We start from the raw sequence: 23,350 nt of genomic DNA, 5'->3' as shown, positions 1-23,350 counted from the left end.
GCTGTGACCGACCTCGAACTCAAACACCACCGAGTAGCAACCTCCCTCGGTGAGATCGCCGTCACCGAAACCGGCGAGGGCCCCGTGCTGGTGATGCTGCACGGTGGCGGCCCCGGCGCCTCCGGCGTCAGCAACTACCGTCAGAACCTCCCCGCCCTGGCCCGGCACTTCCGCGTCGTCCTGCCCGACCAGCCCGGCTTCGGCACCAGTTACCGTCCCGGTGAGGCGGACCTGGAGACGCGGTCCATCACCGAGATCACCACGGACGCGCTGTACCAGACCCTCGACTCGCTCGGCATCGACACCTTCCACCTGCTGGGCAACAGCCTCGGCGGCGCCGCAGCCCTCGCCATGGCCCAGCAGCGCCCGGAGCGTGTCACCCGGCTCGTGCTGATGGCCCCTGGCGGTGGCTGGCTCCCCTTCGGCCCCACTCCCACGGAGGGGCAGAAGGAGATGTTCCGCTACTACAACGGCGGCGGACCGAGCGAGAAGAAGATGGCGGCGTTCATCCGCACCATGGTCTTCGATCACAGGCAGTTCGGTGAGGACGTCGTCCGTGCCCGTTACGAGGCCTCGCTCGACGAAAGCCACATCGGCTTCTACCACCACTACAACGCGGCCTTCGGCAAGCGGGGTGGCATGGACCCCCTGTGGCGGGACCTGCACAAGATCAAGGCGCCCACGCTGCTGCTCTGGGGCCGCGACGACCGGACCATCACCCTCGAAGGCGCCCAGCTCATGCTCAAGCAGATCCGTGACGTGCAGCTGCACGTGTTCGGGCGATGCGGCCACTGGGTCCAGCTGGAGCGGCAGCGCGAGTTCGACGCGCTGGTCACCGGCTTCCTCGGGGAGCGGTCATGACGGGCGGCTGGCTGGAGGGTGACGCGGCTCTGATCACCGGGGGCGGGTCGGGCATCGGCCGTGCCGTCGCCGAGCGCTTCCTCGCCGAGGGCGCGTCGGTCACGATTGTGGGCCGCGACAGGAAACGGCTGGACGAGGTCGTACGCGATGCCACCGACCCGTCGCGCATCCACGCCGTCGTGGCCGATGTGCGCGACTCCGAAAGTCTGCACGTCGCCGTCGCCGAGGCCGTCGACCGCTTCGGAAAGCTCGACACCCTCGTGGCGAACGCGGGGGTATGGGACTACCAGCGCCAGCTCACCCGGCTCAGCGGCCAGGAACTGGACACGGCGTTCGACGAGATCTTCGCCGTCAACGTCAAGGGCTATGTCCTCGCGGCGGAGGCCGCGTGGCGCGAGCTGGTCAAGACGCGCGGCAGCATCGTCATGACCCTGTCCAACGCCTCCTTCTACGTCAACGGCGGCGGACCCCTCTACACGGCGAGCAAGCACGCCTGCCTGGGCCTGATGCGCGAACTCGCCTACGAGCTGGCGCCCAAGGTCCGCGTCAACGGCGTGGCCTGCGGCGGCATGAACACCGACTTGCGAGGGCCACAGGGACTGGGGCTGGCCGACCGGTCGATCTCGGCGTCCTTCGCCAAGCAGGGCCCGGACACCCCGCCGCCGCCCATCCCGCTGCACGATTCCAGCACCGATCCGCGTGACTTCGCCGGGCCCTATGTGCTGCTCGCCTCCCGTGCCCAGAGCGGTCCGATCACCGGACACGCGATCAACGTCGACGGTGGCATAGGCGTACGCGGATTCGCCAGTGCCGCCGGCGGCGACCACCTCTGACACCTGTTCTCCTGCGCTCTCGATTTCCGACGCTCAACGAGGAGCCGCTCGTGATTCCGCCATCAGCCACAACACCGCACCCACGTAACTCGGGCCTGCACGTCGACCTCAACCCGGCCGCCGCCGTCGCGTGCAACGCCCGCTTCCAGGGCGGCTCCATCGCCATCCGCTATCCGGGCGGCGACCTCACCTACGCCCAGCTCGACGACAAGGCCGCCCGCCTGGCCACCGTCCTCGCAGACGGCGGCATCGGCGACGGAGACCGGGTCGCCCACCTCGGCCTCAACAGCAGCTCCTTCCTCGTCACGCTGCTCGCCGCGCACCGGCTGGGGGCCGTCTTCGTCCCGGTCAACTTCCGGCTCGCCGAGGCCGAGTTGGAAGCGGTGCTCGTCCGCAGCGGCGCCACCGCCCTCGTCTGCGAGGAGGGACACCGGGAAAGCGTCGACAACGTGCGCGACAGGACCGCCCTCGCGCTCCTCCTCCTGGTGGACGACGACTGCGAGGTGCCGACCGCGGGCGCATCGGGCTGGGAGCCATGGGCACCCCGCATCGCAGTCGCTGCCCCCACGGCTTCCATCGCCGCCAAGGGTGCCGACGACCCGGCGATCCTGATGTTCACCTCCGGCACCACCGGCACGCCCAAGGGTGTCGTCCTCACCCATGGAAACCTCTGGTGGAACTCCGTGAATGTCGAGCTCCGTCTCGACACACGTCGTGGCGACGTCACCTATGCCGCCGCTCCGCTGTTCCACATCGGCGCCCTGAACAGCTTCGTGCTCCGCACGCTGGTGCGTGGGGGCACGGTGGTGATCAGACGCGGGTTCGACCCGCAGACGTGTCTCGAAGACCTGGTCACCCACCGGGTCAACTCCGTGTTCGGCGTCGCCCAGATGTTCGCCGCCCTGGCGAGACAACCCGGCCTGTTCGACGAGGACCTGAGCCACCTGCGGTCGATCGTGGTCGCGGGCGCGCCGGTGCCGCCCTCACTCATCGAGCTCTACGCCAAGCACGGCGTGCTGCTCCAGCAGGCCTGGGGCCTGACCGAGACGGCACCCTTCGCCACGCATCTGCCCGTCGAACGCACCCTGGACAAGATCGGTTCCGCGGGCATCCCCATGCCGTTCACCGAAGTCCGGGTTGTCGACGCGGCCACCAACACACCCCTCCGGCCCGGGGAGCCGGGAGAGATCGTCGTCCGCGGCCCCAACGTCACCGCCGGCTACTGGAACACCCCGGAGGCGAACCACGCGGCCTTCGACGAGGAGGGCTGGTTCCACTCGGGCGACATCGGCTACCTCGACGAGGACGGTTACCTGTACATCGTCGACCGACTCAAGGACATGATCATCAGCGGGGGTGAGAACGTCTACCCGGCGGAGGTCGAGCGGGTGCTGGCCTCCATGCCGGGTGTGGTCGATGTCGCCGTCGTGGGGATTCCCGACGCACAGTGGGGCGAGACCGTACAGGCCGTCATGAGCGTGGACGACACGGCGGCGATCACCCTGGATGCCGTACACGAGTACGCGGCCGGACAGCTCGCCCGCTACAAGCTGCCCCGACGCCTGAAGATCGTGCCGGCTGTCCCCAGGAACGCCTCGGGAAAGCTGGACAAGGCCGGCGTCCGGCGGCTGGCCGACGAGGGGAACTGACGATGCTCACCGTGCCGGCCCTGCCCGCGCTCGACATCCCCGGCCCCTGGCAGACCACCGTGGAGTCGTGGACGCGCTTCAGGGGCAGTCTGCGCATGCGCGGCCCGAGCGGCGAGACCGTCGTCGCAGTGGAACGCTGCGCGGCCGGGCGGCTCCGCGACGCCTATCCGGTCGGTGCCCGGGACGTGGAACTGCTGATCCACACCGGCCTGCGGGCCGGGACCCTGCCGGAAATCCTCCGGCCGCTGGTACGTGCCGTCCGGGCAGCGGATCCCGGCTGCCGCCGGGTGGTCTATGCCGTGACGGAGGGCGACCGGGCTGGTGTCGAGGCCGCGGAGGCGACCGGCTTCCGGTACGCCGTCGATGTCGATCTCCAGAACGAACAGCTGAGCCTGCTGGTGGCCGAACCCGACTGGGTCACCGTCACGGACATGGACCTGGATCACGTACCGGGAACCTGACGAGCCGGGACGGGGCCAGCTCGGCATCGAAGGCGTAGGACATGGTGCTCTGCTCCTCGGAAACCTCTCACTCGCGCGATCGTCGGGACGGCAGCCGGCATCCCGCGTCATAGGTGACACCCGGCGTCAGGATTCCCGCGGCGTTTCCGTGAAGGCGGCCGGTCGTATGGGATCCCCCAGCGCGTCAGGTCGGCGGGGTGGGCCAGAGGGCGGTGACGTCGTCGGCCGGGGGTTCGGTGATCATGCGGCCGGCGTCGGCCGGGGAGCCGCCGATGGCCCGGGAGTTGCCCTCGGCTTTCGGGGCGTACGGCGGCCAGCCCGGGGAGCCGGTGGCGGCGAAGGCGGCCCGGGCGCCGACGAGGGTGTCGCGGGCGGTGAGGTGTTCGCTCATGGCCGCGCTGCCCGCCCCGTACCGCGGCGAGGCGAGCGCACCAGTGAGCGCGTCCTCGTCGACCCCGTCCGCTGGATGCACGGCATCGAAACGGCCTCCGACGCGGGGCGGTCGGGTCGGGGCCGTCCCGGGGCGGGAAGACGGCGGACACCGCGTCATGCTTGACGGCTACCTCGGCCACCGCGCCGGGCACGGAAATGGCGAGGGCCGGCGGGGCACGGCGGACACCGCGTCATGCTTGACGGCTACCTCGGCCACCGCGCCGGGCACGGAAATGGCGAGGGCCGGCGGGGCCAGGACCGGATGCTCGGGCAGGGCGCGACGGCCGCCGAGGCGGTTGGCGGCGGTCCCTCGCGGCCGCGGCTCGGCCTACCGCCGCGACGTGGGAGCCGGCTCATGCCGATGGCGCCGGTCAAGAGGGCCTTCCCAGCGGCACCCAGTCCGCTTCCCGATGCGCTCCGGGGGAGGAGCTGGAGGGCTGCAGGGAAAGACTGGACGGTTACGACCGTGCGGGCCCCTGCACCGTGCCGCGCGCGGAGTGGGCCAACAGCTTGGTCACCAGCTCGCGCAGGACCAGCCGCTCGACCGGGGTGAGCGGCTCCACGAGGTCGGCGGTGACCTGCGGGCCATGCGCGGCGAGAGCGCGTTCCAGCAGTTCACGCCCTTTCGGGGTGGCTTCCAGGAGCGCGGCCCGGCGGTCATCGGGGTGGGGGTGGCGAGCGAGCAGCCCGGCCCCCTCCATGCGGGCGATCAGCCGGGTCAGCCCGCCCGAGGTGAACGACAGGTCATCGGCCAGGCGGGCGCTGGTGGTCCGGTTCTCCGGGTGGCGGGCCAGACGCAGGAGCACCTCGAACTCGGAACCGCCCAGCCCAGTGGCCTCGCGGATGGTGCGCTCGGCCTGTCCGCCGATCGCGTCCGTCAGTCGCAGGATGTCGCCGTACAGGACGACGGCCTCATCGTTCAGCAGCTCACCCATAAAGCTGACGATACAGCAATCTAGGACACCTCCTGGGCGCCAAGACACCGCGCCACTTGGCGACATGGCTAACTTGAAAATTGAAATAAAGCTGCGCAGGAAGGTATCTTCCTTACCGTCCATCGCACTGCAGCACCGCACTGAAAGGGGAACGTCCATGTCGGTCGGACGACGTCAGGTACTCGCCGCAGGTTCACTCACGGCCGCCGGGGTCGCATTGGGCGCCGGAACGGGATACGCCGCGAAGCCCGGTGAGGAGGCCAAGAGCCTGAAACAGCTGTACCGCGAGGCGAAGGCGGAGGGCGGCACCCTCACCGTCTACGCCGGCGGCGACACCGCCACCCAGCAGGACGGCAACAAGGCCGCCTTCGAGAAGGCGTTCCCCGGCATCACGCTGAACATCGTCGTGGATTACAGCAAGTTCCACGACGCCCGCGTCGACAACCAGCTCGCCACCGGCTCCCTCGTCCCGGACGTCGTACAACTGCAGACCCTGCAGGACTTCCCCCGCTGGAAGCACGAAGGCGCCCTGCTCCCCTACAAGCCGGCCGGCTTCTCCCGCGTCCACCCGGCGTTCAAGGACCCCGACGGCGCGTGGACCGGCATCTTCGTCGACGCCTTCTCCACCATCTACAACGTCGACAAAGCCGGCGGCACGACACCCGCCTCGGCCCGGGACCTCCTCGACCCACGCTGGAAGGGGAAGATCGTCTCGACCTATCCGAACGACGACGACGCGGTCCTGTACCTGTACAGCCTCATCGTCGACAAGTACGGCTGGGAGTGGCTGCGGCGGTTCGTCGCCCAGGACGTGGCCTGGGTGCGAGGTACGCAGGAACCCGCGGACCGGGTCGAGGCGGGCAGCGCGGTCGTCGCACTGGGCACGGACGGCATGCTGACCCCGGCAGCGGGCGTGAAGACCCGCTTCGTCGTCCCGAAACACGACCCGTTCATGGCATGGGCCCAGCGCGCCGCCATCTTCAGGCACGCGAAGCACCCCGCCGCCGCGAAGCTGTACCTGAACTGGTGGCTGTCGAAGCAAACGCAGTCCGACTTCTACATGTGGTCGGTGCGCACCGACGTCCAGCCCCACGCGGGCTACCGCCCCATCTGGGAGTACCGCAACGCCCACCTCGACGGCTTCGAGGACTTCATGGCCGATCGGGCTCTCGTCGAGCAGTTCAGGCAACAGCTCACGCTCTACGTCGGCGAGGTGACCGGGGCACCCTCCCCGGGATGGCTCGGCCTGCACCCCGGGCGCTGACCGGGACGGCGGCCCCACGCCACAATCTCCGGCCGGTGTCTGCTTCCACTGGGTTCGGCGGCTCGACAGCACCAAGAAGGACTCCCGGCGGCTTACTTGACTCTTGTCGGGGATCTCAGAGGGCGTTTTCGCCCCGGTGCTTCATCCCGTAATCGGTGTCTGATCCAGAGGTATCGGGTCGCGCCAGGAGATGGTGGCTTCGCCGGTGAGGCGGCGGGCCATCAGGTCGGTCATGGCCAGGTGGATCATGGCTTCGGAGCGGGCCAGCAGGGTCTCGCAGTCGCGGGCGAGGCGGTGGTGCAGCATGAGCCCGCCGTAACTCCGCGGCCGGTCTGGGTGGACTGCCGGCATAAAGAGCTGGTCACACGGCTCTTGGCGGACACCTGCGAGATCTGCGGGATGTCTGTAAGGCACGAACACGGCCAAGACTCGGCCACCTGGTCCGAGAAAACCGGTCGTCGTGTTGTGCGGTTGAGCAGCCCGGAGGGACTGACATTCCTGGTTCGCTGCCTTGAGCAGTGATTCAGTCGTCGATCAGGCGGTGGTCGCAGCCTGGACCAACCCGGCGGACCTATGCGGTCACAGAACACAGCACACAGCACACAGCGGTCAGTCGGCCAGAGTCGCTGGGCGGACGGCCTCGGGCCCGAAGCGGCGGCGGGCGCGGTCGGCGGCGGCTTCGGCCACGCGGGCGCGATCGTCGCCCGGATCCATGGAGAGTTGGCGGTAGGCACTGTCGGCCGGCAGCAGGGCGTCGGCACGGATCACGAAGGCGCGAACTCTCGCCCGCTGCAGCCCAAGGGCGTTCAGCAGACCCAGGGCGGTTGCCGCGAGGGACGGTGAGTGGTTGGTGGGTTCCGGCAGCGGGCGTGTACGTGTGGTGGAACTGCTGTCGGCGTACCGCACGGTGAGGGTGAGCCGACCGGTGATCTGGCGTTCTCCGCGCAGGCGTTGGCCTATCTGGTCGGCGAGCCCCAGGACTGCTCTGTGGTGCTGTGCCGGATCGAGACAGTCCCGCTCCAGCGCCAGGTCGGCGACCAGATGCGCCGCGGGTTCCACGGGGGTGACCGGGCGTGGGTCGTGTCCACGGGCGCGCTCGGCCAGCAGCCGGGCGGGACCTGCGCCAAGCAGTCGCTGCAGGGTTCCGGCGGGCAGATCGACGACCTGCCCGATGGTGTGCAGGCCGTATCTGCGTAGCGTCTCCGCCGTGGTGCGGCCGATCCCGGGCAGGGCAGTGACCGGCCGCAGATACAGCCAGTCGGCCGCTTGCCCCATGGGAACACAGGTGGTGTCTCCCGGTGCAGAGGCGTCGGCGGCCATGGCCGCCAGCATGCGGTTGCCCGCGAGCCCGGCGCTGCTGTCGATGCCGTACAGCGCCTTCAGTCTGATCTTCGCCAGCTGGACCACGTTGTAGGGAGACAGATCGAAGTACCGGAGCGCCGATGTCAGGTCCAATTGCACGGAGTTGGGCGGGACGGCCTGGACATGAGGCGTGACACTAGACATCAGTTCGATTACATCGGCGTACTGATCCCCGGTCAGCACGGCATGCAGGTAAAGGTGGGCAATGTGGCGCTGCCGCGTGGTCATCCCGTTCATCCCGCGCTCCCGGGGCTGCGGTGGCCGAACTTCTTCAGGTCGGCCGAACGGTTGCCGGCGGGCTGGAGGTCGGCGTAGGGGTGGAGGCGGGCGCCGGTGGTGCCGTTGGCCAAGGTGCGCTGCGGCTGGGCGGGGGTCGGGTGCGGGCGGCTCTCGCCGAGGAGGGCGAGAGCGGCCTCCGGACCGTGGTCGCGGCGGGCGGCGGCGATCTCGTCCAGGTCCCAGGCCATGGAGCCGACGACGGTCCGGCGGGTGCCGCGCACCTGGACCGTGCCGCGCACCAGCAGCAGGCCGCTGTGGAAGACGGTGTGTGCGCAGGCCGGGTGGGAGTCCTCGAAGAAGGCTAGGTCGACCAGACCGGAGCCGTCTTCCAGGGTGACGAAGATGACGCGCCGGCCGCTGGCGATCGGCGGGGTCTGGGTCGAGGCCCGTACACCCGCGACGAGAACCTGCTGGCCGGCGCGCATCCCGGCCAGATGCGCCGCGTCGGTCGCGCCGACCTCGCGCAGCAGCCGGTGGTGGTGTTCCATCAGGTGCTTGGAGACGTCGATGCCGAGCGTGCTCAGCTCGGCGCTCAGGGCCTCGCGTCCGGTCATCTCCGGCAGCCCGCTGGGCTCCGTGCCGCTAACTGCGCCCGCATCGATGGGCAGTTGACCCTCGTGCGCGAACCGGGTGCGGGACTGCCGATGCAACTCGGCGATCTGGAGCAGCAGATCACGTCGGGTGAGACGGCCCTCGTGCAGACAGCTCAGGGCGCCGATCTCGGCGAGGCGTTCGGCGACAGGGCGGCTGGGGTGGGCCCGCTGCCAGAAGTCCGACAGCGATCCGTACGGCTGTCCCCCCTCGATCCGGGCGCACTCCTCCTCGCTGATGCCTCGCACCCCGGACAGTGCGAGCCGTACACCCCACTGGTCCCCGTCGGTCTTCTCCACGGTGTGCTTCACCTGGGAGTGGTTGATGTCGACGGGTAGGACCTGTACGCCGCCACGGCGGGCATCGGAGACCAGGACGCGCTTGGGCCACATACCGGGGTCGTGTTCGAGCAGGCCGGCCAGCAGGAATGCCGGGTAGTGCGCCTTGAGCCAGGCGCTTTGCAGAGCGGGTACCGCGAAGGCGACCGCGTGGGCGCGGCAGAAGCCGTAGGCGCCGAAGGCCTCGACGGTCTTCCAGACCTCGTCCCGTACGGTCGCGCTGTAGCCACGTGCGCGCGCCAGGCCGTGGAACCAGTCCCTGATCTTCGGCAGTCGGTCCTTCTCGCCGAGCGCTCGCCGGGCGATCTCCGCCAGCGCGTAGTCGCAGCCGGTCATGACCGACAGGGTCTCGATGATCTGTTCGTGCCAGATGGTCACGCCGTAGGTGTCGGCGAGCACCGGTTCCAGGTCCGGATGCGTGTACGCCGGTGTGCCACCGTGCCGGGCGGCGATGTACCGCTCGGGCATGCCGCCGGCGACCGGCCCAGGGCGGAAGAGGCTGATGTCGGCGATGACGTCCTGCGGATCGCGGGGCTGCAATCGGGACAGCAGATCCTGCTGACCGGGCGACTCCAGTTGGAAGAGACCCAGGGTCTGGCTCTCCTGGATGAGCTTGAAGGCGAAGACGTCGTCGAGTGGGACCTGCTGGGGGTCGTCGAGGTCGATGTGGTTGCCGGTGGTTCGTTCGATCTCGGTGACGGCATGGGCCATCGCGGACTGCATCCGCACTCCCAGGACGTCGAGTTTGATGTTGCCCAGCGCCTCGATCTCCTCTTTTGCGGCCATGGCCATGGGGTAGTCGCCTTGCGGGGTGGGCTGGACCGGCAGCCGGTCCAGGAGGGTCGCGTCGCTGATGACCACGCCGCATGGGTGCATGGCCATGCCGTGGACCAGGGAGTCGAGGCCCTCGGCGAGTTCCCACAGCGGTCCGAACCGGTGTGCCTCGGCTGCCAGTTGACGCAGTTCGGGCAGTTCGGCGAGGGCGCCGGTGATGTCCGAGGCGCGCACGTGCGGGAAGCTCTTGGCGATCCGGTCGACGTCCGCCGGGGCGATGCCGAGGGCGAGACCGGTGTCCCGCAGCGCCCGGCGGGCCCGGTAGGTCTCGGGCATCGCGGTGACCGCCACCCGCTCCTTGCCGAACCGCTCGAAGATCGTGTCGTAGCACTCCAGTCGGCGGGCGGATTCCACGTCGATGTCGATGTCGGGCAGCGAGGCCCGGCGCACGCTGAGGAAGCGCTCGAACAGAAGACGGTGGTCGAGCGGGTTGGCGGTGGCGATGTCCAGGGCGTGGCAGACCATCGAGCCGGCGCCGGAGCCGCGGGCCGCGACCCGGATGCCCTTGGCCCGGATGTCGGCCACGACCTGGCCGACGGCGAGGAAGTACGAGTCGTAGTCCAGCGCGTAGATCACCTTGAGTTCTTCGTCCAGCCGGTCGAGCGCCCTTCGGTCACGGTCGAGGCCGCGTCGAACCATGCCCGCCTCGCACCGCTGCCGCAGCAACTGCGCGGCTGCGCCCGCTCGGGGCTCGGCGTCGAACAGCGCCGGTTCCGGGAAGTGCCGGGCGCCGAGCCCGAGGTCCGCCACCGGATCGACGGTGCACTCGGCCGCCGTGGCGGCAGTGTCCGCTACGAGGCGGCGGGTCCGCCGAATGTCCCCTCCGGCACATTCGGCGATCATTCGCGCGACGGTTTCCATTCCTCGCTCGCCCTTGAGCCAGCGCTGTCCGCCGTCCAGGCGACGCCGGTCGATCGGCCTCAGTAGTCGTGCAGCGTCCAGGACGTCGGCGAGGCGGTGCTGGTCGGGGTCGGCGTAGCGGACGGCGTTGGAGAGCACGGCGGTGGTGCGGGTGCGGTCGGCCAGGGCGAGGGTGCGGGCGGCCAAGCGCAGAGATCCGGGACTCGTGCCGAAACGTTTCTGCGCAACAGTTTCCAAGCGAAGCCCCCTCCCGAAGATCTCCTTCCAGGGCGCCAGCAACTTCATCGCGACGTCCTCCCGGCCCGCCGCCAGCGCCCGCACGGGCTCCGAGAGCGGTCCGAGCAGCACGGCCAGGCCGGGGCCGCCGTACTCACGCAATGCGTCCCACGGCACCACCGGTGCCGCACCGGATACGGCCCTGGCGTGGGCGGCCGATGTGATGCGGCACAGTCGCGCCCACCCCGCCTGGTTCTGCGCGAGCAGCGTGAATCGCAGCGGCGGCTCGACCACATGCGCGCCGCCGCGCGCGGGAGTGCGACGCCGCTGGGCGGGCGGCGGGGGCGCGATGGCCTCCACCGCAAGGTCGACACCGAAGACCGGCCGCACCCCGGTTCCGGCGCATGCCTGTGCGAATCGGACCGCCCCGGTGACCGTGTCCCGGTCGGTGAGCGCGAGCGTCGCCATGCCGCGCTCGGCCGCCCGCCGCACGAGGTGCTCGGGGTGGGCGGCGCCGTAGCGGACGGAGTAACCGGACGCGACGTGCAGATGGGCGAAGCCCGCCATGCCGCACCTCCATCACTCCACCCCTTTTCGGCCATACGCCCGATATGCTCATCGTACGCTCGTTCGATTACTCTAACCCCATCAGCCCCGGTCAGCGACTTGATTCGAACATATCTGCGATTCTTTGGCGAGGTGAGCGACACCCGAAGCAGATGGCTTCCTGTCACCTCCCCGACCAGGCAGAGCAGTTGGGGGAAAACATCACCATGGCGCTCGCCGCACCGCTCATTCGGCGACTCACGGCGAACGGCAACGGCTTGCAGTACGCATGACGTGTTCCGCAAAGGGTCGAGTCTCAGGTCGGTCGCTCAGGTCTCTGGACTCGCATCGGCGTCAGATCGATCGACCGCCCGCTGACACCGATCGCCTTTCGGCGCAGCTCCCAGCTCGGATCTCCCGAGGCAAGGACCACGCTCAAGGAGAGGAAGGGCGCCGCCAACCGGTCGAGTACTGGGAACAAAGCCGCAGGACCGGGTCCACACTCACGCGCGATCCGGTCCGTCTCAGCACACCCGCGGCCAGCCGAAAGGTCCGGGTGTGCCTCAAGGCAGAGGGCTGTCGGCCGCAGAGAGGGATCACCGGCGCCCGCGCAGTCACACGTCGCCGTACGCAGCGCCCGGTCGGCAGCGCTCCTGCGGTCTGGACGTGCGGGACTCTGGGCAAGGCGAGTGAACTATCGGACAGGGGTTCGTCTCATTGAGCTGTCCCTTGGGTCGGACGAGGGCCACCGGCAATAAGGAGGGCCACGGCAATAAGAAGGGGACGTCGGCGATGCGAACCTGCAACGTCTGTAGGTCAGCAATCAGAATGTCCCACTCTCTGTAACGACCTGGGTCTTTCCGGCTGTCTCATCCAAGGGGCACCCCGCATCTGTCTCACGATCTCGTCCCTGTCGGTGAGGTCTCAGGAGGTGCCTTGGGCGCAGGCCGGCGCACTCGATGCCTTGTACCCACATCACCTTGCATACCGGCTGGTCGCTCCGGAGAACGGCTCAGTCAACGGCGTCGCGCAACAGATCCCGCAGTTTCAGTGCCGCCGGTAGCGGGGCGGCAGGCAGTGCCACATGTACGGTCCGGCGCAGGGCCGGGTCGGTGAGGCTGCGCAGTACGAGTTCGTCGGGGACCGCCCAGGCCGCCAGCGAGGGGACCAGCGCCACCCCCAGCCCGGCGGCCACGTAGCCGAACTTCCCGGACCACTCCGCGATCCGGATGATCTTCCTGGGGGTGAAGGCCGCTCTGGCGAAGGCGTCGGCGAGCATCGTGGGACGGTCGCCGTACGCGTTCTGGAGCCAGGCTTCGTCGCGCAGTTCACGCAGGTCGATCGTCCCGGCTCCGGCCAGGCGGTGCCCCCGTGGGAGAGCGACGAACAGCTCGTCCTCGCACAACGCGGTCGTCGTGACACCGTCGGCCGACGGCAGACCGGACGGGTAGTCGCTGACGATGGCGAGGTCCAGCACCCCGTCCGCGAGGCGCGCCATCAGCGTGTCGGTCGGGCCCTCGACCGCGACGACCTCGACATCCGGCCTGGCCTCCTGGAGTGTCCGCAGGGCGGTGGGCACCAGCGAGATGTTGGCGGTGGCGAACGCGCCGATGTGCAGCAGCCCGCCGTGGCCCGCGTGCAGCACGGCCAGTTCCCGCTCCGCCCGCGACAGCCGGTCGAGCACCTCCATGGCGTGCCGATGCAGGGTACGGCCTGCGGGATTCAGTCGCACGCCCCGAGGGAGCCGTTCCAACAGCGGCCCACCCGCCCGCTGTTCCAGCGCGGCGATCCGCCGGGACACCGCGGACTGCGTGTAGTTGAGCCTGGCCGCCGCCTTCGTGAACGATCCGGTCTCGGCCACGGCCACGAGCAGCCGCAGCGCGTCGATCTCGAACACGTTCCTCCCTCCTCCGAGGTCCTCTCCTCCGGCCCTCACCATCTTGCGCCGATGCATTCCTCAGATGCATGGATCCTATGCAATCCAGTCGCTGGTGGAATGTCTTGCCTCGCCCTAACGTCGTTCACGCGGCGGTGCTTCGAGGGGGGACAAGCACCGCCGCTCTCCAATGGCCGGCGAAATCCGAGGGGGAAGTGTGTTGGTGCGAAAGGGAGTTGGGATGGGGCGGGACCGATGACCCGCGGGGCCTCGCTCGCGTTGCCGGCGATGCTGGCCGATCTGGAGGACCTCGTGCTCTGCGAGTCCTTCTCGGCGGACCACGCGGCGGTGGCGCGCAGCGCCGAGGTGGTCGGCGCCCTGGGGGCCAGGCTGTTGGGGGCCGCGCCGGAGGTGATCGTGATCGACGGTGTGACCCATCTGCGGTGGAGCTTCGGCACTCCGCGGGTCCTGCTGGTGGGACACCACGACACGGTGTGGTCCATGGGCTCGCTTCAGAACCACCCCTGGTCGGTGGTCGACGGGATCGCCCGCGGCCCCGGGGTCCTGGACATGAAGGCGGGCCTGGTGCAGATGTTCCACGCGCTGGCCTCCCTGCCCTCACCGGAGGGAGTGTGCGTTGTGGTCAACGGGGACGAGGAAGTCGGCTCCGCGACCTCCCGGCAGCTGATCGAGGAATCCGTGCGGGGGTGCGCGGCCGCCTTGGTGCTGGAGGCGTCCGCGGACGAGGAAGGCGCGCTCAAGACCGCCCGCAAGGGCACTTCGCGGTACGAGGTCGTCGTGCACGGCCGTGCCGCACACGCGGGCTCGGAACCGCAGAAGGGGGTCAACGCCGCTGTCGAGGCCGCTCACCAGGTCCTGGCCGTCGCCGACCTCGCAGGCTCAATGGGCGCCACCGGAGCCCCCTGGCCCGCCCTGGGGGCGCCGACCATCACGCCCACCCTCCTGACGGCCGGCACCACTCTCAACACAGTGCCCGGGCTGGCGAAGGTGTCGGTGGATGTGCGCGTGCCGACCCTGGCGGCGCAGGACCGGATAGACGAGTTCATGCGGGGGCTCGTCGCCCGGCTGCCCGGAGCCCGGCTGGAGGTACTGGGCGGCAGGAGAAGGCCGCCGATGGAACCGGAGTCCTCCGCCGAACTGTTCGCCCTCGCCTCCCGAATCGCCGCGGAACTGGGCCAGGAACCGCTGCGGGGGATCGCCGTCGGCGGTGCCTCGGACGGCAACTACACCGCGGCGGCGGGCTGTCCAACGCTGGACGGCCTGGGCGCCGTGGGCGGTGGCGCGCACGCGGACACCGAGTACGTCGAGATCGCCCGGATGGTCCCCCGCACTCGTCTGCTCGCTCGACTCATTGAACACGTGACCAGCTGAAGCGGCCTTGACGAGTGTCGCTCCGAAACGAAACCGAGGCCCCTGTATGAGCGTGCCTGGTTCCCTGCCCCCTGAAGTCGCCCAACTGGCTTCCCGCAGAGGCTTCGGCCGACTCGAACACACCTTCCTGCCGAGGAAGGAGGTCAACGTGCAGGAGAAGTACCGGGGACTGTTCATCGTCGCTTCCCTGACCGGCATCGCCGGCCTGGCGACCGGAGGCATCCTGTTGTGGGTCTACGCGAGCTGGTGGGTGGGGGCGTACCCCCTGCTCTTCTCCGCGTTGAGCATCGGTGCCCTGCTCAACAGCCCCAACTTCCGCAAGAAACTCGGCAGTCAACGCCTGCACCTCTTCGAGAGGGGTCTGCTCGTGGACAGGGGCGCCGGCCGGTTGTTCGCGGTTCGCTGGGACCAGGCGGTCCATTACCAGGAAACCGTCCAGGAAGTGATCATCTACAAGGGCACGAAGACCCCTTTCAACACCACGCACACCTCCACCCTGGTAGCGCCCAACGGCACCAGAGCGGAGATCTCGTCCCGCTTCGCCGACTTCGGGACCTGGCTGCCCCTGATCTCCGAGGCCATCGCCCGCGCCCAGGCCCAGAAGGTGTGGGAGGCGGTCCGTGAGGGGCACCAGGTGAGCCACGGCCCGTTCAGCGTGGACGCCACCGGTATCTCCACCGAACGCGAAGGGGTCCTGCCCTGGTCGGCCGTCGCGACGATCGATGTCGGCGGGGGCTTCGTGGCCGTCCGGCAGCACGGACAGCCCAAGGCCTGGGCGCTCGCCAAGGTCGAGACCGTGCCGAACCTCCTCGTCTTCCTGACCGTCGCCTCGAACCTCTACGGGTGACGCGCACGCTCGCGCAGGAACGGCTGGGCGAAGACCGTCGTAACGTCCTGGTCGAAGTCGCCGTAGAGCAGGCGCGTCAGCTCAAGCCGTGACTCGTATACGGCATGTTCGCGCATCGTGGAGGACCAGTACGTGCCCGAGCAGTGTTGCCGGCCCTGCCGCCAGCGGAACGTACGCCACGGCACCGAAGTCTCGAAGACATCGCCGCCCGTCGTCGGCCAGGGCCGGGGTGCAAGGCTCCCGGTCTCGATCAGCACTCCCTCCCGAAGATCTCCTTCCAGGGCGCCAGCAGCTTCATCGCGACGTCCTCCCTGCCCACCGCCAGGGCCCGGGCCGGCTCCGAGAGCGGTCCGAGCGGCACGGTCGGACCGGGGCCGCCGTACGCGCGCAGCGCTTCCCACGGCAGGCCGCCGGTCGGCTCGTCGACGAGCTCGTGCGCAAGGGGTATGTCGGGCGCCGGCCGCGTCCCGGTGACGCCCCGGCCCGTCTGGTCGTGCCGGCCGAGTGGGGGTGGGTCTGTACCCGGGCGGCGCAAGAGGTGGCGGCCGAGGTCGTCGCGGGCTGGGCCGAGCCGTTCGGCGGGGAGGGTGACATGCGGGTGCTGCGTGATCGGCCGGCGGGCATCGCGCCCCGCGGCCCCGTCAGGCCCGCCTGGTGACGGTTCGACGTCACGTGTCAGCGTCCACGACCATCACTTGAAGTTTTTACTGACGCGTAACTTCCCACTTTTACTACTCGCCCGTAACTTGGCGGGTTAGAACAGCATCCTCGTGATCCGGATCACAGGGCGAACGTCGTCGCACGTCCCTTGAGCCGCAAGGAGATCACCCGATGCTGCCCTGGAAGCGCCTGATCAGACCGTTGGCCGCCCTGTGCCTGGCCGCCGCGGCAACCGTCGTCCCCGCTGCTGCCGCCGAGGCCGCCGACACGGCCGCCGCACCCAGCCGTGGCTGGAACGACTACTCCTGCAAACCCTCCAGCGCCCACCCCCGCCCCGTCGTCCTCGTCCACGGAACGCTCGCGAACTCCGTCGACAACTGGCTGGGCCTCGCGCCGTACCTCGTGAACCGGGGCTACTGCGTCTACTCCCTCGACTACGGCCAACTCCCCGGCGTCGCCTTCTTCCACGGGCTCGGCCCCATCGACAAGTCCGCGGAGCAGCTCGACGCCTTCGTCGACCGGGTGCTCGCCGCGACCGGCGCCGCCGAGACCGACCTCGTCGGCCACTCGCAGGGCGGCATGATGCCCCGCTACTACCTCAAGTTCCTCGGCGGAGCCGCGAAGGTGAACGCCCTCGTCGGCATCGCCCCCTCCAACCACGGCACCACCCTGAACGGCCTCACCGAACTCCTCGCGTACTTCCCCGGCGCGGGCGACCTGCTGTCCTCCGCGACCCCGGCCCTCGCCGACCAGGTGGCCGGATCCGCCTTCATGACCAAGCTCAACGCGGGCGGCGACACCGTCCCCGGCGTCACGTACACGGTCCTCGCCACCAAGTACGACGAGGTGGTCACGCCGTACCGGTCCCAGTTCCTCGACGGGCCGAACGTACGCAACGTCGTCATCCAGGACCTCTGCGCGCTCGACCTCTCCGAGCACGCGGTGATCGGGCTCCTCGACCGCATCGCGTTCCACGAGGTCGTCAACGCCCTGGACCCGGCCCACGCCACCCCGACGACCTGCCTCTCGGCCGTCGGCTGACACGTGTGCGTAGGCACCGCCGGGACCACCCCGCGGTGCGTACGCATGCTCGCCCGGCGGTGCCGGCACATGCCGCCGGGGCCTGTCCGGCCTGAGCCGCCCGACAGGCCCCGGAAGCCGTCAGCGGCCGTGCCGGTCGCCGGTCGTCGCGCGGCGTCGGGCCGCGGCGAAGAGGAGGGAGGAGCCGAGGGCCAGCACGGCCGCGCCGCCGAGGGCCACGTACGGGGTCATGCCCTCGCCACCGGTGTCGGCGAGGCCGTCCTTGCCCCCGGCGGGCTCCGCGAGGCCGACGGGGACGGCCCCCGCGGCCGATCCGTCGCTCGTCGATCTCGCGGTCGGCGACGCGTCGTCGGAGGCGCTCCTCGCGGCCCCCTTCGCCGTCTCCCTGGCCGATGCCTTCGGTGCCGGGTCCGTCGTCGTGCTCGCGTCGTCGTCACCATGGCCGCCGTGCTCGACGGTCGACTCGTCGGTGCCGTCCTCGATCTGGTCCTCGGAGGGGGCGGACGCGTTCGGCGGGGCCGACGTGCCGCCGAAGGTGACGTCCGAGCAGGAGTAGAACGCCTCCGGGCTGTCCGAGCGCTGCCAGACCGCGTACAACAGGTGCGTGCCGGAGCGCTGCGGGAGGGTGCCGGAGAACGTGTAGAAGCCGCCCGACGCGGCCGGGTCGGTGGCCGTCGCGACCGGGTTCGCGAGGTCGAGGTCGTCCCAGGCGAGCGGCTGCGACGGGTCGTAGCCGGCCTTGGTGACGTACACCGTGAAGGTGCCCTTGTGCGGGGCCGTCACCCGGTACCTGAAGGTGGACGAGCCGGCGCGCACGCTCGTCGCGGGCCAGTCGGTGCGGGCCGGATCGAGGCCCTCGAACGCCTCGTCGCCCGCGCTGCACAGCTTGCCGTCCGGGATCAGTTCCCGGTGGCGGCCGGCCGCGTCGCCGATCCGCACGCCGTTCCAGTCGTAGAGCGCCTGGGTGCCGCCGGCCGTGACCGCCGCCGCGCAGGCCGCCGACCTCGGGTTCTCGGGGCCCTCCGCGTAGCACTGCGCAACCCGGCTCACCGGGTCGCCCATCGAACCGTGCGCCACGGCCGGCCCGGCGGCGAACGCGGTCAGGGCGAGGGGGGCGGCACCGACGACACCGGCGGTGGCGAACGCGGCGGCCTTGCGACGGGCAGCGGGCATGGCGGGGCACTCCTCGAAACGGTCCTGGACGGCTCCGGGGGTCGGTCCCGGGCGCCTGGGGCGATCAGCAAGCTAGCCCCAAGAAACCGTGAAATCGCCTGCTGGGGGTGGGCGCGGGAGATCCTTATGGTGGAGTTAAGGAGGGGCTAACCGAGGGCACAGGAACGGGGGTTCCCGCCCCGGCCGGTGATCCGTTTCTTACTCGGACGCGGAACAATGCGGTCGCTCGCGTCAGTTGACGACAGGTCGAGGACCAGTCGCAGAGAAGAATGAGGAGCGCCCATGACCGCAGTACGCGGAACCACCGTGGACATCGCCACCCAGGACGGCACCGCCGACGCCTACCTCGTCCACCCCGACGACGACGCCGCGCATCCGGCGGTCCTGTTCTACATGGACGCGTTCGGGCTGCGACCGCATCTGAGGGCGATGGCCGACCGGCTGGCCGGTGCCGGATACACGGTCCTCGTGCCCAACCTTTTCCACCGGTCGGGGCGGACCCCGGTGTTCGACCTGCCCGAGTTCATCGACCCGGTCGCACGTCCGGAGATATGGGACCAGATCCTGCCGGTCATGCTGACGCTGACGCCGGAACTGGCGCTGCGGGACGCGGCGGCCTACCTGGAATGGCTGGCCGACAGCCCGCGGGTCGCCGCCGGGCCCGTCGGGATCACCGGGTACTGCATGGGCGCCCGGCTGGCCCTGCACACCGCCGGTGCCTTCCCGGAGCGGGTGGCCGCCGCGGCCGGCTTCCACGGCGGGCGCCTGGCGACCGACGCCCCGGACAGCCCGCACCTGGCGGTGGCCCGGATCACCGGCGAGGTGTACCTCGGCCACGCCGACGAGGACCCGTCCCTGCCGGCGGAGCAGATCGACCTGCTCGACAAGACGCTCACCGAGGCGGGCGTCCGCCACCGCACCGAGGTCTACCCGGGCGCCTCGCACGGCTACACCCAGGCCGACACCGCCGCCTACGACGCCGGGGCGACGGCACGCCACTGGACCGCGCTGCTGGACCTGCTGGACCGCAACCTGTCCCGGCCCCGGTCATGACGGAGGCCCGGGCGAGCAGGCCGTCATCAGGGCGGACGGCACCGCCGACGTGGCCGCCGTGCGGGCCGTGACGGACTTGGCCCACCACCGTTCCTGTGGACCGAGCGGGGGGTGAGTCAGTTCGGCCGCGCGCCCCGAACGGTCCTGGGCGAGCTGGTCCCCGGCGTACTCGACCCCGGGTGGCGACACGCATCCTGTACGTGGTCCGGGCCCGGGAGACCCCCGCGGCCGGAGCCGCTGACGGACACGGCCCTGCGCGACCTGGCCGAACAGGCACAGCCAGAGGCGACGGGGAAGCCCTGAACCATCCTCGAGTGAAACAGTGGCCCCGCACGCTGACGCCGTACCCCGCGTCCCGGATCGCACGATCACGCCGACCCGAACGGCCCAGGACACTGCAAGCCCGGAAGCCGACCATCACACGATCGAGCTAATTCGACGGCGGACCACGCGGCGAACGTCGCCGCGGGACGGGTCTTCGTCACCGGGGACCCGGTGATCGGACCGGTGGTCGTCGAGGCGTACGAGGAGCATCTCTTCCTCGACAGCATCGCCGTCCGTCCCGACGCCCACGGTCGGGGCGTCGGGCGGCGGCTGCTGGAATTCGTCGACACCCGCGCGCGCGTGCCCTCGGCCTGCCGAGGTCAGGCTCTGCACGAACACGTTGATGTGGGAGAACCAGGAGATCCACCCGAAATTCGGGTACGAGGTCGTGGAGCGCCGGGTGGACGGTCCATGCGACCGGATCCACTACCGCAAGAGGCTCGCCTGACAGGACTCGTCGGGATTCATCGGGAGGGGGTCGGCGTCGGTTCTCGTGGGCGGGCGGGCCGGGGCGCGGCCGCTCAGCCGTCCGGCCACCAGGTGCGTGCGATGTCCTTTCGCACTTCCCGGCGCTCGACGGGGCGTTCGTCGGCCTCGTCCCGCACCTGGCGGGACGTGGACTTCCTCAGGGGCTTCTGCACGGTCGTACGGCGCATGGCTGCCTCCTTGCGGTCCACCGGGTTCCGCGTTTTCACGGAAGTAGACCTTTTCCGGGAGCGTTACTCATCGTTCGTGCTCTGTCAGTGGCGGCTGTCACCATCTGGACTGTCAGTGGCAGGTGTCACTCTGGCGGCATGACCAACATCGACGACGGTGAAACCTCCCCGGCCCTTCGAACACCGAATAAACCGGCGGCAGATGACTCTCCGGAGAGCATCGACTGGGACGCGGAAGCGCCCGCTTTCGACGACGAACCCGATCATGGCCTGCGGGAACCCGCCGTCCGGGAGGCCTGGGCGGCCCGGCTGCGGGACTGGCTGCCGCACCGCGCCTGCGACGTGCTGGACCTCGGCTGCGGCACCGGCAGCCTGTCACTCCTCGCGACCGAACAGGGGCACCGGGTGACGGGGGTGGATGCGTCCCCGGCCATGATCGCCCTCGCCCGCGCCAAACTCGCCGGGCACCCAGCCGTGTTCCTCGTCGGTGACGCGGCGGCCCCGCCCGTGGGGGAGGAGCGGTTCGACGTGATCCTCGTCCGCCATGTGCTGTGGACCCTGCCCGACCCGGGCCGCGTCCTGCGCCGCTGGTGCGGACTGCTGCGTCCCGGAGGGCGGCTCGTGCTGGTCGAGGGGGTGTGGGGCACGGTCAGCCCGGTCGGCATCGCCGCCGAGCGGCTGTACGGGCTTCTCGCGCCGCTCGTGTCCGACACGGCGGTGGTGCGGCTGGAGGACGACTCGCGGCTGTGGGGGAGGACGGTCGAGGACGAGCGGTACGCGGTGGTGGCCCGCCTTTGACCGCCCCACATCTGAGCCGGCCGCATCACCGCCGACCCCACCGGCGCCGTCTACGTCAGCAGCGACTCCAGGCCGCCTTCGGTGGTGGCGAGCACCTCCAGTTCGTCCAGGGCGGCCACGGCGGCCGCGGCGGCCTCCGGGTCGCTCTCCGCGAGCCCGCTCTCCTCGAACTCGTCCTCGTCCAGTCGCAGTACGGTCGTGCCGTCGGCGGAGCGCCACAGGTCCAGGTCGAGGTCCTCGACGACGAGTTCCCCGCCGGAGAGCGTGGCGGGCCTGGTGATGTCGCAGTACCAGCCCTTCAGAGTGCCTCGCGCGTCACGGACCTCCTTGACGGCGTACCACCGGTCGCGCCAGTAGTACTCGGTGAAGACGTCACCCGGTTCGAACCGCACGAACCCGAAGTCCCGTACGCCGTCGGTCGCCCAGCGGGCGTGGACCACGATCCGGGTGCCGTCGTCGCCCAGCAGCCGCGCGGGGTAACGGATCTTCGTACGGCCCGCCTTGAGCAGGACGACGTCCACGTCGTGCGACTCGTCTCCGGGCTCAGCCGAGTTCGCGGACATACCGCACCTCCGTCGCGCACACCTCGTACCCGAACCACTTGTTGACCGCGAGCATCGGGCCGTTGTCGGTGTCGTTGCCCGTGAAGGCCTCCGTGTAGCCGGCGGCGCGGGCGCGGTGCAGGGAGTCGTTCTTGGCGAGCTTGGCGAGGCCGCGGCCGCGGAAGGCGCGGGCGGTGCCCGTCATACCGGTGAAGTAGCGGTCACGGCCGTCCGTGCGGACCGCCGTGAACGCGGCGAGCGTGCCGTCCACGACGACCACCGTGCTCAGGGCGCGGTCCAGCAACGGATGGTGGAAGTTCTCCTCCAGCCACTGTTCGTAGTCGTCCAACTCCGCGCCGACGTCGCTCGGCTCGTCCGCCGTCGCCTCCGCGTCCAGGTCGAACAGGGGACGCGGGTCGTCGGCGAAGTCGGCGGCCGTGCGCAGCTCGACGCCGTCGGGCAGGGTCCGGAGCGGGGGGAGGGTGCCGCGCGCCAGGTCCAGACTGAGGAAGTGGGCGGAGCGGCTGGGCGTGTAACCGCGACGCTCCGCGAACGCGCGATTCTCCGGGGCGTCCAGCACCCAGGAGAGCAGCCGCTTCGCGCCCACCGCCTTCAACCGCTCCTCGGCGGTGCGCGCCAGCAGGCCGCCCGCGCCCCGGCGCAGGTGCTCCGGGTGCACGTACACGTTGACGTTGCCCTGGCCCGGTACCGGGCTTTCGTGGGCGATGTACAGCTGAACGGTGCCGATCACCTCGCCGTCCGCCTCGGCGACCAGCTGCTGGTAGTGGGCCTCGGGCGGCCTGCGCGTGGCGTCGTGGAGCAGGGACTCGGCGGTGCTGACCATGAAGGGCAGGGCCGACCTTCGCACCTCGGCGAAGGCGTCGGCGTCCACGGGGTCGGTGGCGCGGAGGTCGCGCACGATCAGTGTCATGTGTGCGCACGGTACGTGGGGCGCACGGTGGGCTGCCTCCGAATTTCCGGCGGGTACGGGACAATCGCCGCGTGACCTTGAAGATTCGCATCGTGGAGGGGGGCGCGCCCTACGAGCAGGTGCGCGCCCAGATCTCGGAACAGGCCCGCTCCGGCGCGCTGCCCGTGGGGTACCGGCTGCCGACGGTACGGGGGCTCGCCGAGCAGCTCGGGTTGGCGGCCAATACCGTCGCCAAGGCGTATCGCGCGCTGGAGACGGACGGGGTGATCGAGACGCGGGGGCGCAACGGGACGTTCGTGGCCGCGGCCGGCTCCGCGGCGGAGCGCGAGGCCGCGGGTGCCGCTGCGGCGTACGCGGAGCGGGTGCGTCGGCTCGGGTTGAGTGAGGCGGAGGCCCTGGCCGCCGCCCGGGATGCCCTGCGGGCCGCGTACGCGGTGTAGAACGCCGAGTCGGGGTGCGCGCCGGTCCACACCGCTGACATCCGCCGCCGTGACTGAGCGCCGCTGCGGCGGAAGGGATCGAGCGGCGGGAGGGATCGAGCGGCGGAGGGAAGAACGGCGGAGCAGAGAAAGAGCAGCTGAGCAAAGAAGGAGCA

Annotated in this window: 22 protein-coding genes and 2 pseudogenes; 12 read left to right on the top strand and 12 right to left on the bottom strand. The window is 70.3% G+C overall.

Going from position 1 to position 23,350, the window contains the following annotated elements; translation table 11 throughout:
• Positions 1 to 3: 3 nt before the first annotated feature.
• From OG858_RS09700 to OG858_RS09685, 4 genes are read left to right on the top strand one after another with little or no spacing between them, the layout of a single operon-like run.
• The gene (locus OG858_RS09700) at positions 4 to 861 is read left to right on the top strand and encodes an alpha/beta fold hydrolase (RefSeq protein ID WP_256960138.1); all 858 of its coding nucleotides are present in this window, start codon (positions 4 to 6) and stop codon (positions 859 to 861) included.
• The gene (hcaB, locus tag OG858_RS09695) at positions 858 to 1,694 is read left to right on the top strand and encodes a 3-(cis-5,6-dihydroxycyclohexa-1,3-dien-1-yl)propanoate dehydrogenase (RefSeq protein WP_086746251.1); all 837 of its coding nucleotides are present in this window, start codon (positions 858 to 860) and stop codon (positions 1,692 to 1,694) included. The genes OG858_RS09700 and hcaB overlap by 4 nt, the downstream gene beginning before the upstream one ends.
• 50 nt (positions 1,695 to 1,744) lie before the next feature.
• The gene (locus tag OG858_RS09690; RefSeq protein WP_256960139.1) at positions 1,745 to 3,343 is read left to right on the top strand and encodes an acyl-CoA synthetase; all 1,599 of its coding nucleotides are present in this window, start codon (positions 1,745 to 1,747) and stop codon (positions 3,341 to 3,343) included.
• A 2-nt stretch (positions 3,344 to 3,345) separates the two neighbouring features.
• Complete coding sequence (locus OG858_RS09685; RefSeq protein WP_328544989.1) at positions 3,346 to 3,804, top strand: hypothetical protein; 459 nt, start codon at positions 3,346 to 3,348, stop codon at positions 3,802 to 3,804.
• Positions 3,805 to 3,988: 184 nt separating this feature from the next.
• On the opposite strand, the gene OG858_RS09680 is transcribed toward OG858_RS09685, so the two are convergent.
• Together OG858_RS09680 and OG858_RS09675 are read right to left on the bottom strand one after the other, a co-directional pair.
• A complete protein-coding gene (locus tag OG858_RS09680) occupies positions 3,989 to 4,276 on the bottom strand; it encodes a hypothetical protein (protein WP_086746254.1) in 288 nt (95 codons plus the stop codon).
• 418 nt (positions 4,277 to 4,694) lie between these two features.
• The gene (locus OG858_RS09675) at positions 4,695 to 5,171 is read right to left on the bottom strand and encodes a MarR family winged helix-turn-helix transcriptional regulator (protein ID WP_086746255.1); all 477 of its coding nucleotides are present in this window, start codon (positions 5,169 to 5,171) and stop codon (positions 4,695 to 4,697) included.
• Positions 5,172 to 5,328: 157 nt separating this feature from the next.
• Between OG858_RS09675 and OG858_RS09670 the strand changes: the two genes are divergently transcribed.
• Positions 5,329 to 6,435, top strand: coding sequence for an ABC transporter substrate-binding protein (locus OG858_RS09670; protein ID WP_086746256.1), 1,107 nt, complete (start codon positions 5,329 to 5,331; stop codon positions 6,433 to 6,435).
• A gap of 141 nt (positions 6,436 to 6,576) precedes the next feature.
• Here OG858_RS09670 and OG858_RS09665 read toward each other — a convergent pair.
• From OG858_RS09665 to OG858_RS09650, 4 genes and pseudogenes are all read right to left on the bottom strand, one after another.
• A pseudogene (locus tag OG858_RS09665) lies at positions 6,577 to 6,759 on the bottom strand (IS5 family transposase); the annotation flags it as partial.
• 285 nt (positions 6,760 to 7,044) lie between these two features.
• Complete coding sequence (locus tag OG858_RS09660; RefSeq protein WP_319263528.1) at positions 7,045 to 8,025, bottom strand: DNA polymerase Y family protein; 981 nt, start codon at positions 8,023 to 8,025, stop codon at positions 7,045 to 7,047.
• Positions 8,026 to 8,030: 5 nt separating this feature from the next.
• Positions 8,031 to 11,483 (bottom strand): DNA polymerase III subunit alpha, encoded by a 3,453-nt coding sequence (locus OG858_RS09655; protein WP_328544990.1) that lies wholly within the window; start codon positions 11,481 to 11,483, stop codon positions 8,031 to 8,033.
• A 991-nt stretch (positions 11,484 to 12,474) separates the two neighbouring features.
• On the bottom strand, positions 12,475 to 13,359 hold the full coding sequence (locus OG858_RS09650) for a LysR family transcriptional regulator (protein WP_319067149.1): 885 nt from the start codon (positions 13,357 to 13,359) through the stop codon (positions 12,475 to 12,477).
• A gap of 267 nt (positions 13,360 to 13,626) precedes the next feature.
• Here OG858_RS09650 and OG858_RS09645 point away from each other — a divergent pair, with 267 nt between their 5' ends.
• Together OG858_RS09645 and OG858_RS09640 are read left to right on the top strand one after the other, a co-directional pair.
• Positions 13,627 to 14,730: a M20 family metallopeptidase gene (locus OG858_RS09645; RefSeq protein WP_408059470.1), complete on the top strand. Its 1,104-nt coding sequence runs from the start codon at positions 13,627 to 13,629 to the stop codon at positions 14,728 to 14,730.
• Positions 14,731 to 14,776: 46 nt separating this feature from the next.
• The gene (locus tag OG858_RS09640; protein ID WP_086752326.1) at positions 14,777 to 15,577 is read left to right on the top strand and encodes a DUF6585 family protein; all 801 of its coding nucleotides are present in this window, start codon (positions 14,777 to 14,779) and stop codon (positions 15,575 to 15,577) included.
• Here OG858_RS09640 and OG858_RS09635 read toward each other — a convergent pair.
• Both OG858_RS09635 and OG858_RS48105 read right to left on the bottom strand, forming a co-directional pair.
• Positions 15,568 to 15,834 carry a hypothetical protein gene (locus OG858_RS09635; RefSeq protein WP_256960920.1) on the bottom strand — a complete coding sequence of 89 codons (267 nt, stop codon included), beginning with the start codon at positions 15,832 to 15,834 and terminating at the stop codon, positions 15,568 to 15,570. The two genes, OG858_RS09640 and OG858_RS09635, sit on opposite strands and share 10 nt — an antisense overlap.
• The gene (locus OG858_RS48105) at positions 15,828 to 16,112 is read right to left on the bottom strand and encodes a hypothetical protein (protein ID WP_179201372.1); all 285 of its coding nucleotides are present in this window, start codon (positions 16,110 to 16,112) and stop codon (positions 15,828 to 15,830) included. Before OG858_RS48105 ends, OG858_RS09635 begins: the two co-directional genes overlap by 7 nt.
• 296 nt (positions 16,113 to 16,408) lie before the next feature.
• Here OG858_RS48105 and OG858_RS09625 point away from each other — a divergent pair, with 296 nt between their 5' ends.
• Positions 16,409 to 17,278 (top strand): esterase/lipase family protein, encoded by an 870-nt coding sequence (locus tag OG858_RS09625; protein WP_086752328.1) that lies wholly within the window; start codon positions 16,409 to 16,411, stop codon positions 17,276 to 17,278.
• 120 nt (positions 17,279 to 17,398) lie between these two features.
• Here the strand turns inward: OG858_RS09625 and OG858_RS09620 are convergent, their stop codons facing one another.
• On the bottom strand, positions 17,399 to 18,451 hold the full coding sequence (locus OG858_RS09620; RefSeq protein ID WP_086752330.1) for a lytic polysaccharide monooxygenase: 1,053 nt from the start codon (positions 18,449 to 18,451) through the stop codon (positions 17,399 to 17,401).
• Positions 18,452 to 18,733: 282 nt separating this feature from the next.
• On the opposite strand from OG858_RS09620, the gene OG858_RS09615 reads away from it, so the two are divergent.
• Positions 18,734 to 19,504, top strand: a complete 771-nt coding sequence (locus OG858_RS09615; RefSeq protein WP_086752332.1) for a dienelactone hydrolase family protein — start codon at positions 18,734 to 18,736, stop codon at positions 19,502 to 19,504.
• Positions 19,505 to 19,945: 441 nt separating this feature from the next.
• A pseudogene (locus tag OG858_RS09610) lies at positions 19,946 to 20,276 on the top strand (GNAT family N-acetyltransferase); the annotation flags it as partial.
• A gap of 73 nt (positions 20,277 to 20,349) precedes the next feature.
• On the opposite strand, the gene OG858_RS09605 reads toward OG858_RS09610, so the two are convergent.
• On the bottom strand, positions 20,350 to 20,484 hold the full coding sequence (locus OG858_RS09605; protein ID WP_267893159.1) for a hypothetical protein: 135 nt from the start codon (positions 20,482 to 20,484) through the stop codon (positions 20,350 to 20,352).
• A gap of 138 nt (positions 20,485 to 20,622) precedes the next feature.
• On the opposite strand from OG858_RS09605, the gene OG858_RS09600 reads away from it, so the two are divergent.
• On the top strand, positions 20,623 to 21,282 hold the full coding sequence (locus tag OG858_RS09600; RefSeq protein WP_319263462.1) for a class I SAM-dependent methyltransferase: 660 nt from the start codon (positions 20,623 to 20,625) through the stop codon (positions 21,280 to 21,282).
• Positions 21,283 to 21,332: 50 nt separating this feature from the next.
• On the opposite strand, the gene OG858_RS09595 is transcribed toward OG858_RS09600, so the two are convergent.
• Complete coding sequence (locus OG858_RS09595; protein ID WP_086750456.1) at positions 21,333 to 21,845, bottom strand: DUF402 domain-containing protein; 513 nt, start codon at positions 21,843 to 21,845, stop codon at positions 21,333 to 21,335.
• On the bottom strand, positions 21,826 to 22,755 hold the full coding sequence (locus tag OG858_RS09590; RefSeq protein ID WP_086750457.1) for a GNAT family N-acetyltransferase: 930 nt from the start codon (positions 22,753 to 22,755) through the stop codon (positions 21,826 to 21,828). The genes OG858_RS09595 and OG858_RS09590 overlap by 20 nt, the downstream gene beginning before the upstream one ends.
• Positions 22,756 to 22,826: 71 nt before the next feature.
• On the opposite strand from OG858_RS09590, the gene OG858_RS09585 reads away from it, so the two are divergent.
• Positions 22,827 to 23,195: a GntR family transcriptional regulator gene (locus OG858_RS09585; protein WP_046705023.1), complete on the top strand. Its 369-nt coding sequence runs from the start codon at positions 22,827 to 22,829 to the stop codon at positions 23,193 to 23,195.
• Positions 23,196 to 23,350: the final 155 nt, after the last annotated feature.

It is taken from the genome of Streptomyces europaeiscabiei (assembly GCF_036346855.1).
In the GTDB taxonomy this organism is placed as follows: Bacteria; Actinomycetota; Actinomycetes; order Streptomycetales; family Streptomycetaceae; genus Streptomyces; species Streptomyces europaeiscabiei.
Note: the sequence above shows the minus strand (reverse complement) of the source record. Positions and strands in the feature narration are given on the sequence as shown.

What these genes read in the sequence shown, in the direction of transcription:
- OG858_RS09670 (WP_086746256.1), top strand. Translation starts at nt 5,329, where the DNA reads ATGTCGGTCGGACGACGTCAGGTACTCGCCGCAGGTTCACTCACGGCC.
- OG858_RS09595 (WP_086750456.1), bottom strand. Translation starts at nt 21,845, where the DNA reads ATGTCCGCGAACTCGGCTGAGCCCGGAGACGAGTCGCACGACGTGGAC.
- OG858_RS09645 (WP_408059470.1), top strand. Translation starts at nt 13,627, where the DNA reads ATGCTGGCCGATCTGGAGGACCTCGTGCTCTGCGAGTCCTTCTCGGCG.
- OG858_RS09620 (WP_086752330.1), bottom strand. Translation starts at nt 18,451, where the DNA reads ATGCCCGCTGCCCGTCGCAAGGCCGCCGCGTTCGCCACCGCCGGTGTC.
- OG858_RS09590 (WP_086750457.1), bottom strand. Translation starts at nt 22,755, where the DNA reads ATGACACTGATCGTGCGCGACCTCCGCGCCACCGACCCCGTGGACGCC.
- OG858_RS09660 (WP_319263528.1), bottom strand. Translation starts at nt 8,025, where the DNA reads ATGACCACGCGGCAGCGCCACATTGCCCACCTTTACCTGCATGCCGTG.
- hcaB (WP_086746251.1), top strand. Translation starts at nt 858, where the DNA reads ATGACGGGCGGCTGGCTGGAGGGTGACGCGGCTCTGATCACCGGGGGC.
- OG858_RS09675 (WP_086746255.1), bottom strand. Translation starts at nt 5,171, where the DNA reads ATGGGTGAGCTGCTGAACGATGAGGCCGTCGTCCTGTACGGCGACATC.
- OG858_RS09655 (WP_328544990.1), bottom strand. Translation starts at nt 11,483, where the DNA reads ATGGCGGGCTTCGCCCATCTGCACGTCGCGTCCGGTTACTCCGTCCGC.
- OG858_RS09640 (WP_086752326.1), top strand. Translation starts at nt 14,777, where the DNA reads ATGAGCGTGCCTGGTTCCCTGCCCCCTGAAGTCGCCCAACTGGCTTCC.
- OG858_RS09605 (WP_267893159.1), bottom strand. Translation starts at nt 20,484, where the DNA reads ATGCGCCGTACGACCGTGCAGAAGCCCCTGAGGAAGTCCACGTCCCGC.
- OG858_RS09600 (WP_319263462.1), top strand. Translation starts at nt 20,623, where the DNA reads ATGACCAACATCGACGACGGTGAAACCTCCCCGGCCCTTCGAACACCG.
- OG858_RS09615 (WP_086752332.1), top strand. Translation starts at nt 18,734, where the DNA reads ATGACCGCAGTACGCGGAACCACCGTGGACATCGCCACCCAGGACGGC.
- OG858_RS09625 (WP_086752328.1), top strand. Translation starts at nt 16,409, where the DNA reads ATGCTGCCCTGGAAGCGCCTGATCAGACCGTTGGCCGCCCTGTGCCTG.
- OG858_RS09685 (WP_328544989.1), top strand. Translation starts at nt 3,346, where the DNA reads ATGCTCACCGTGCCGGCCCTGCCCGCGCTCGACATCCCCGGCCCCTGG.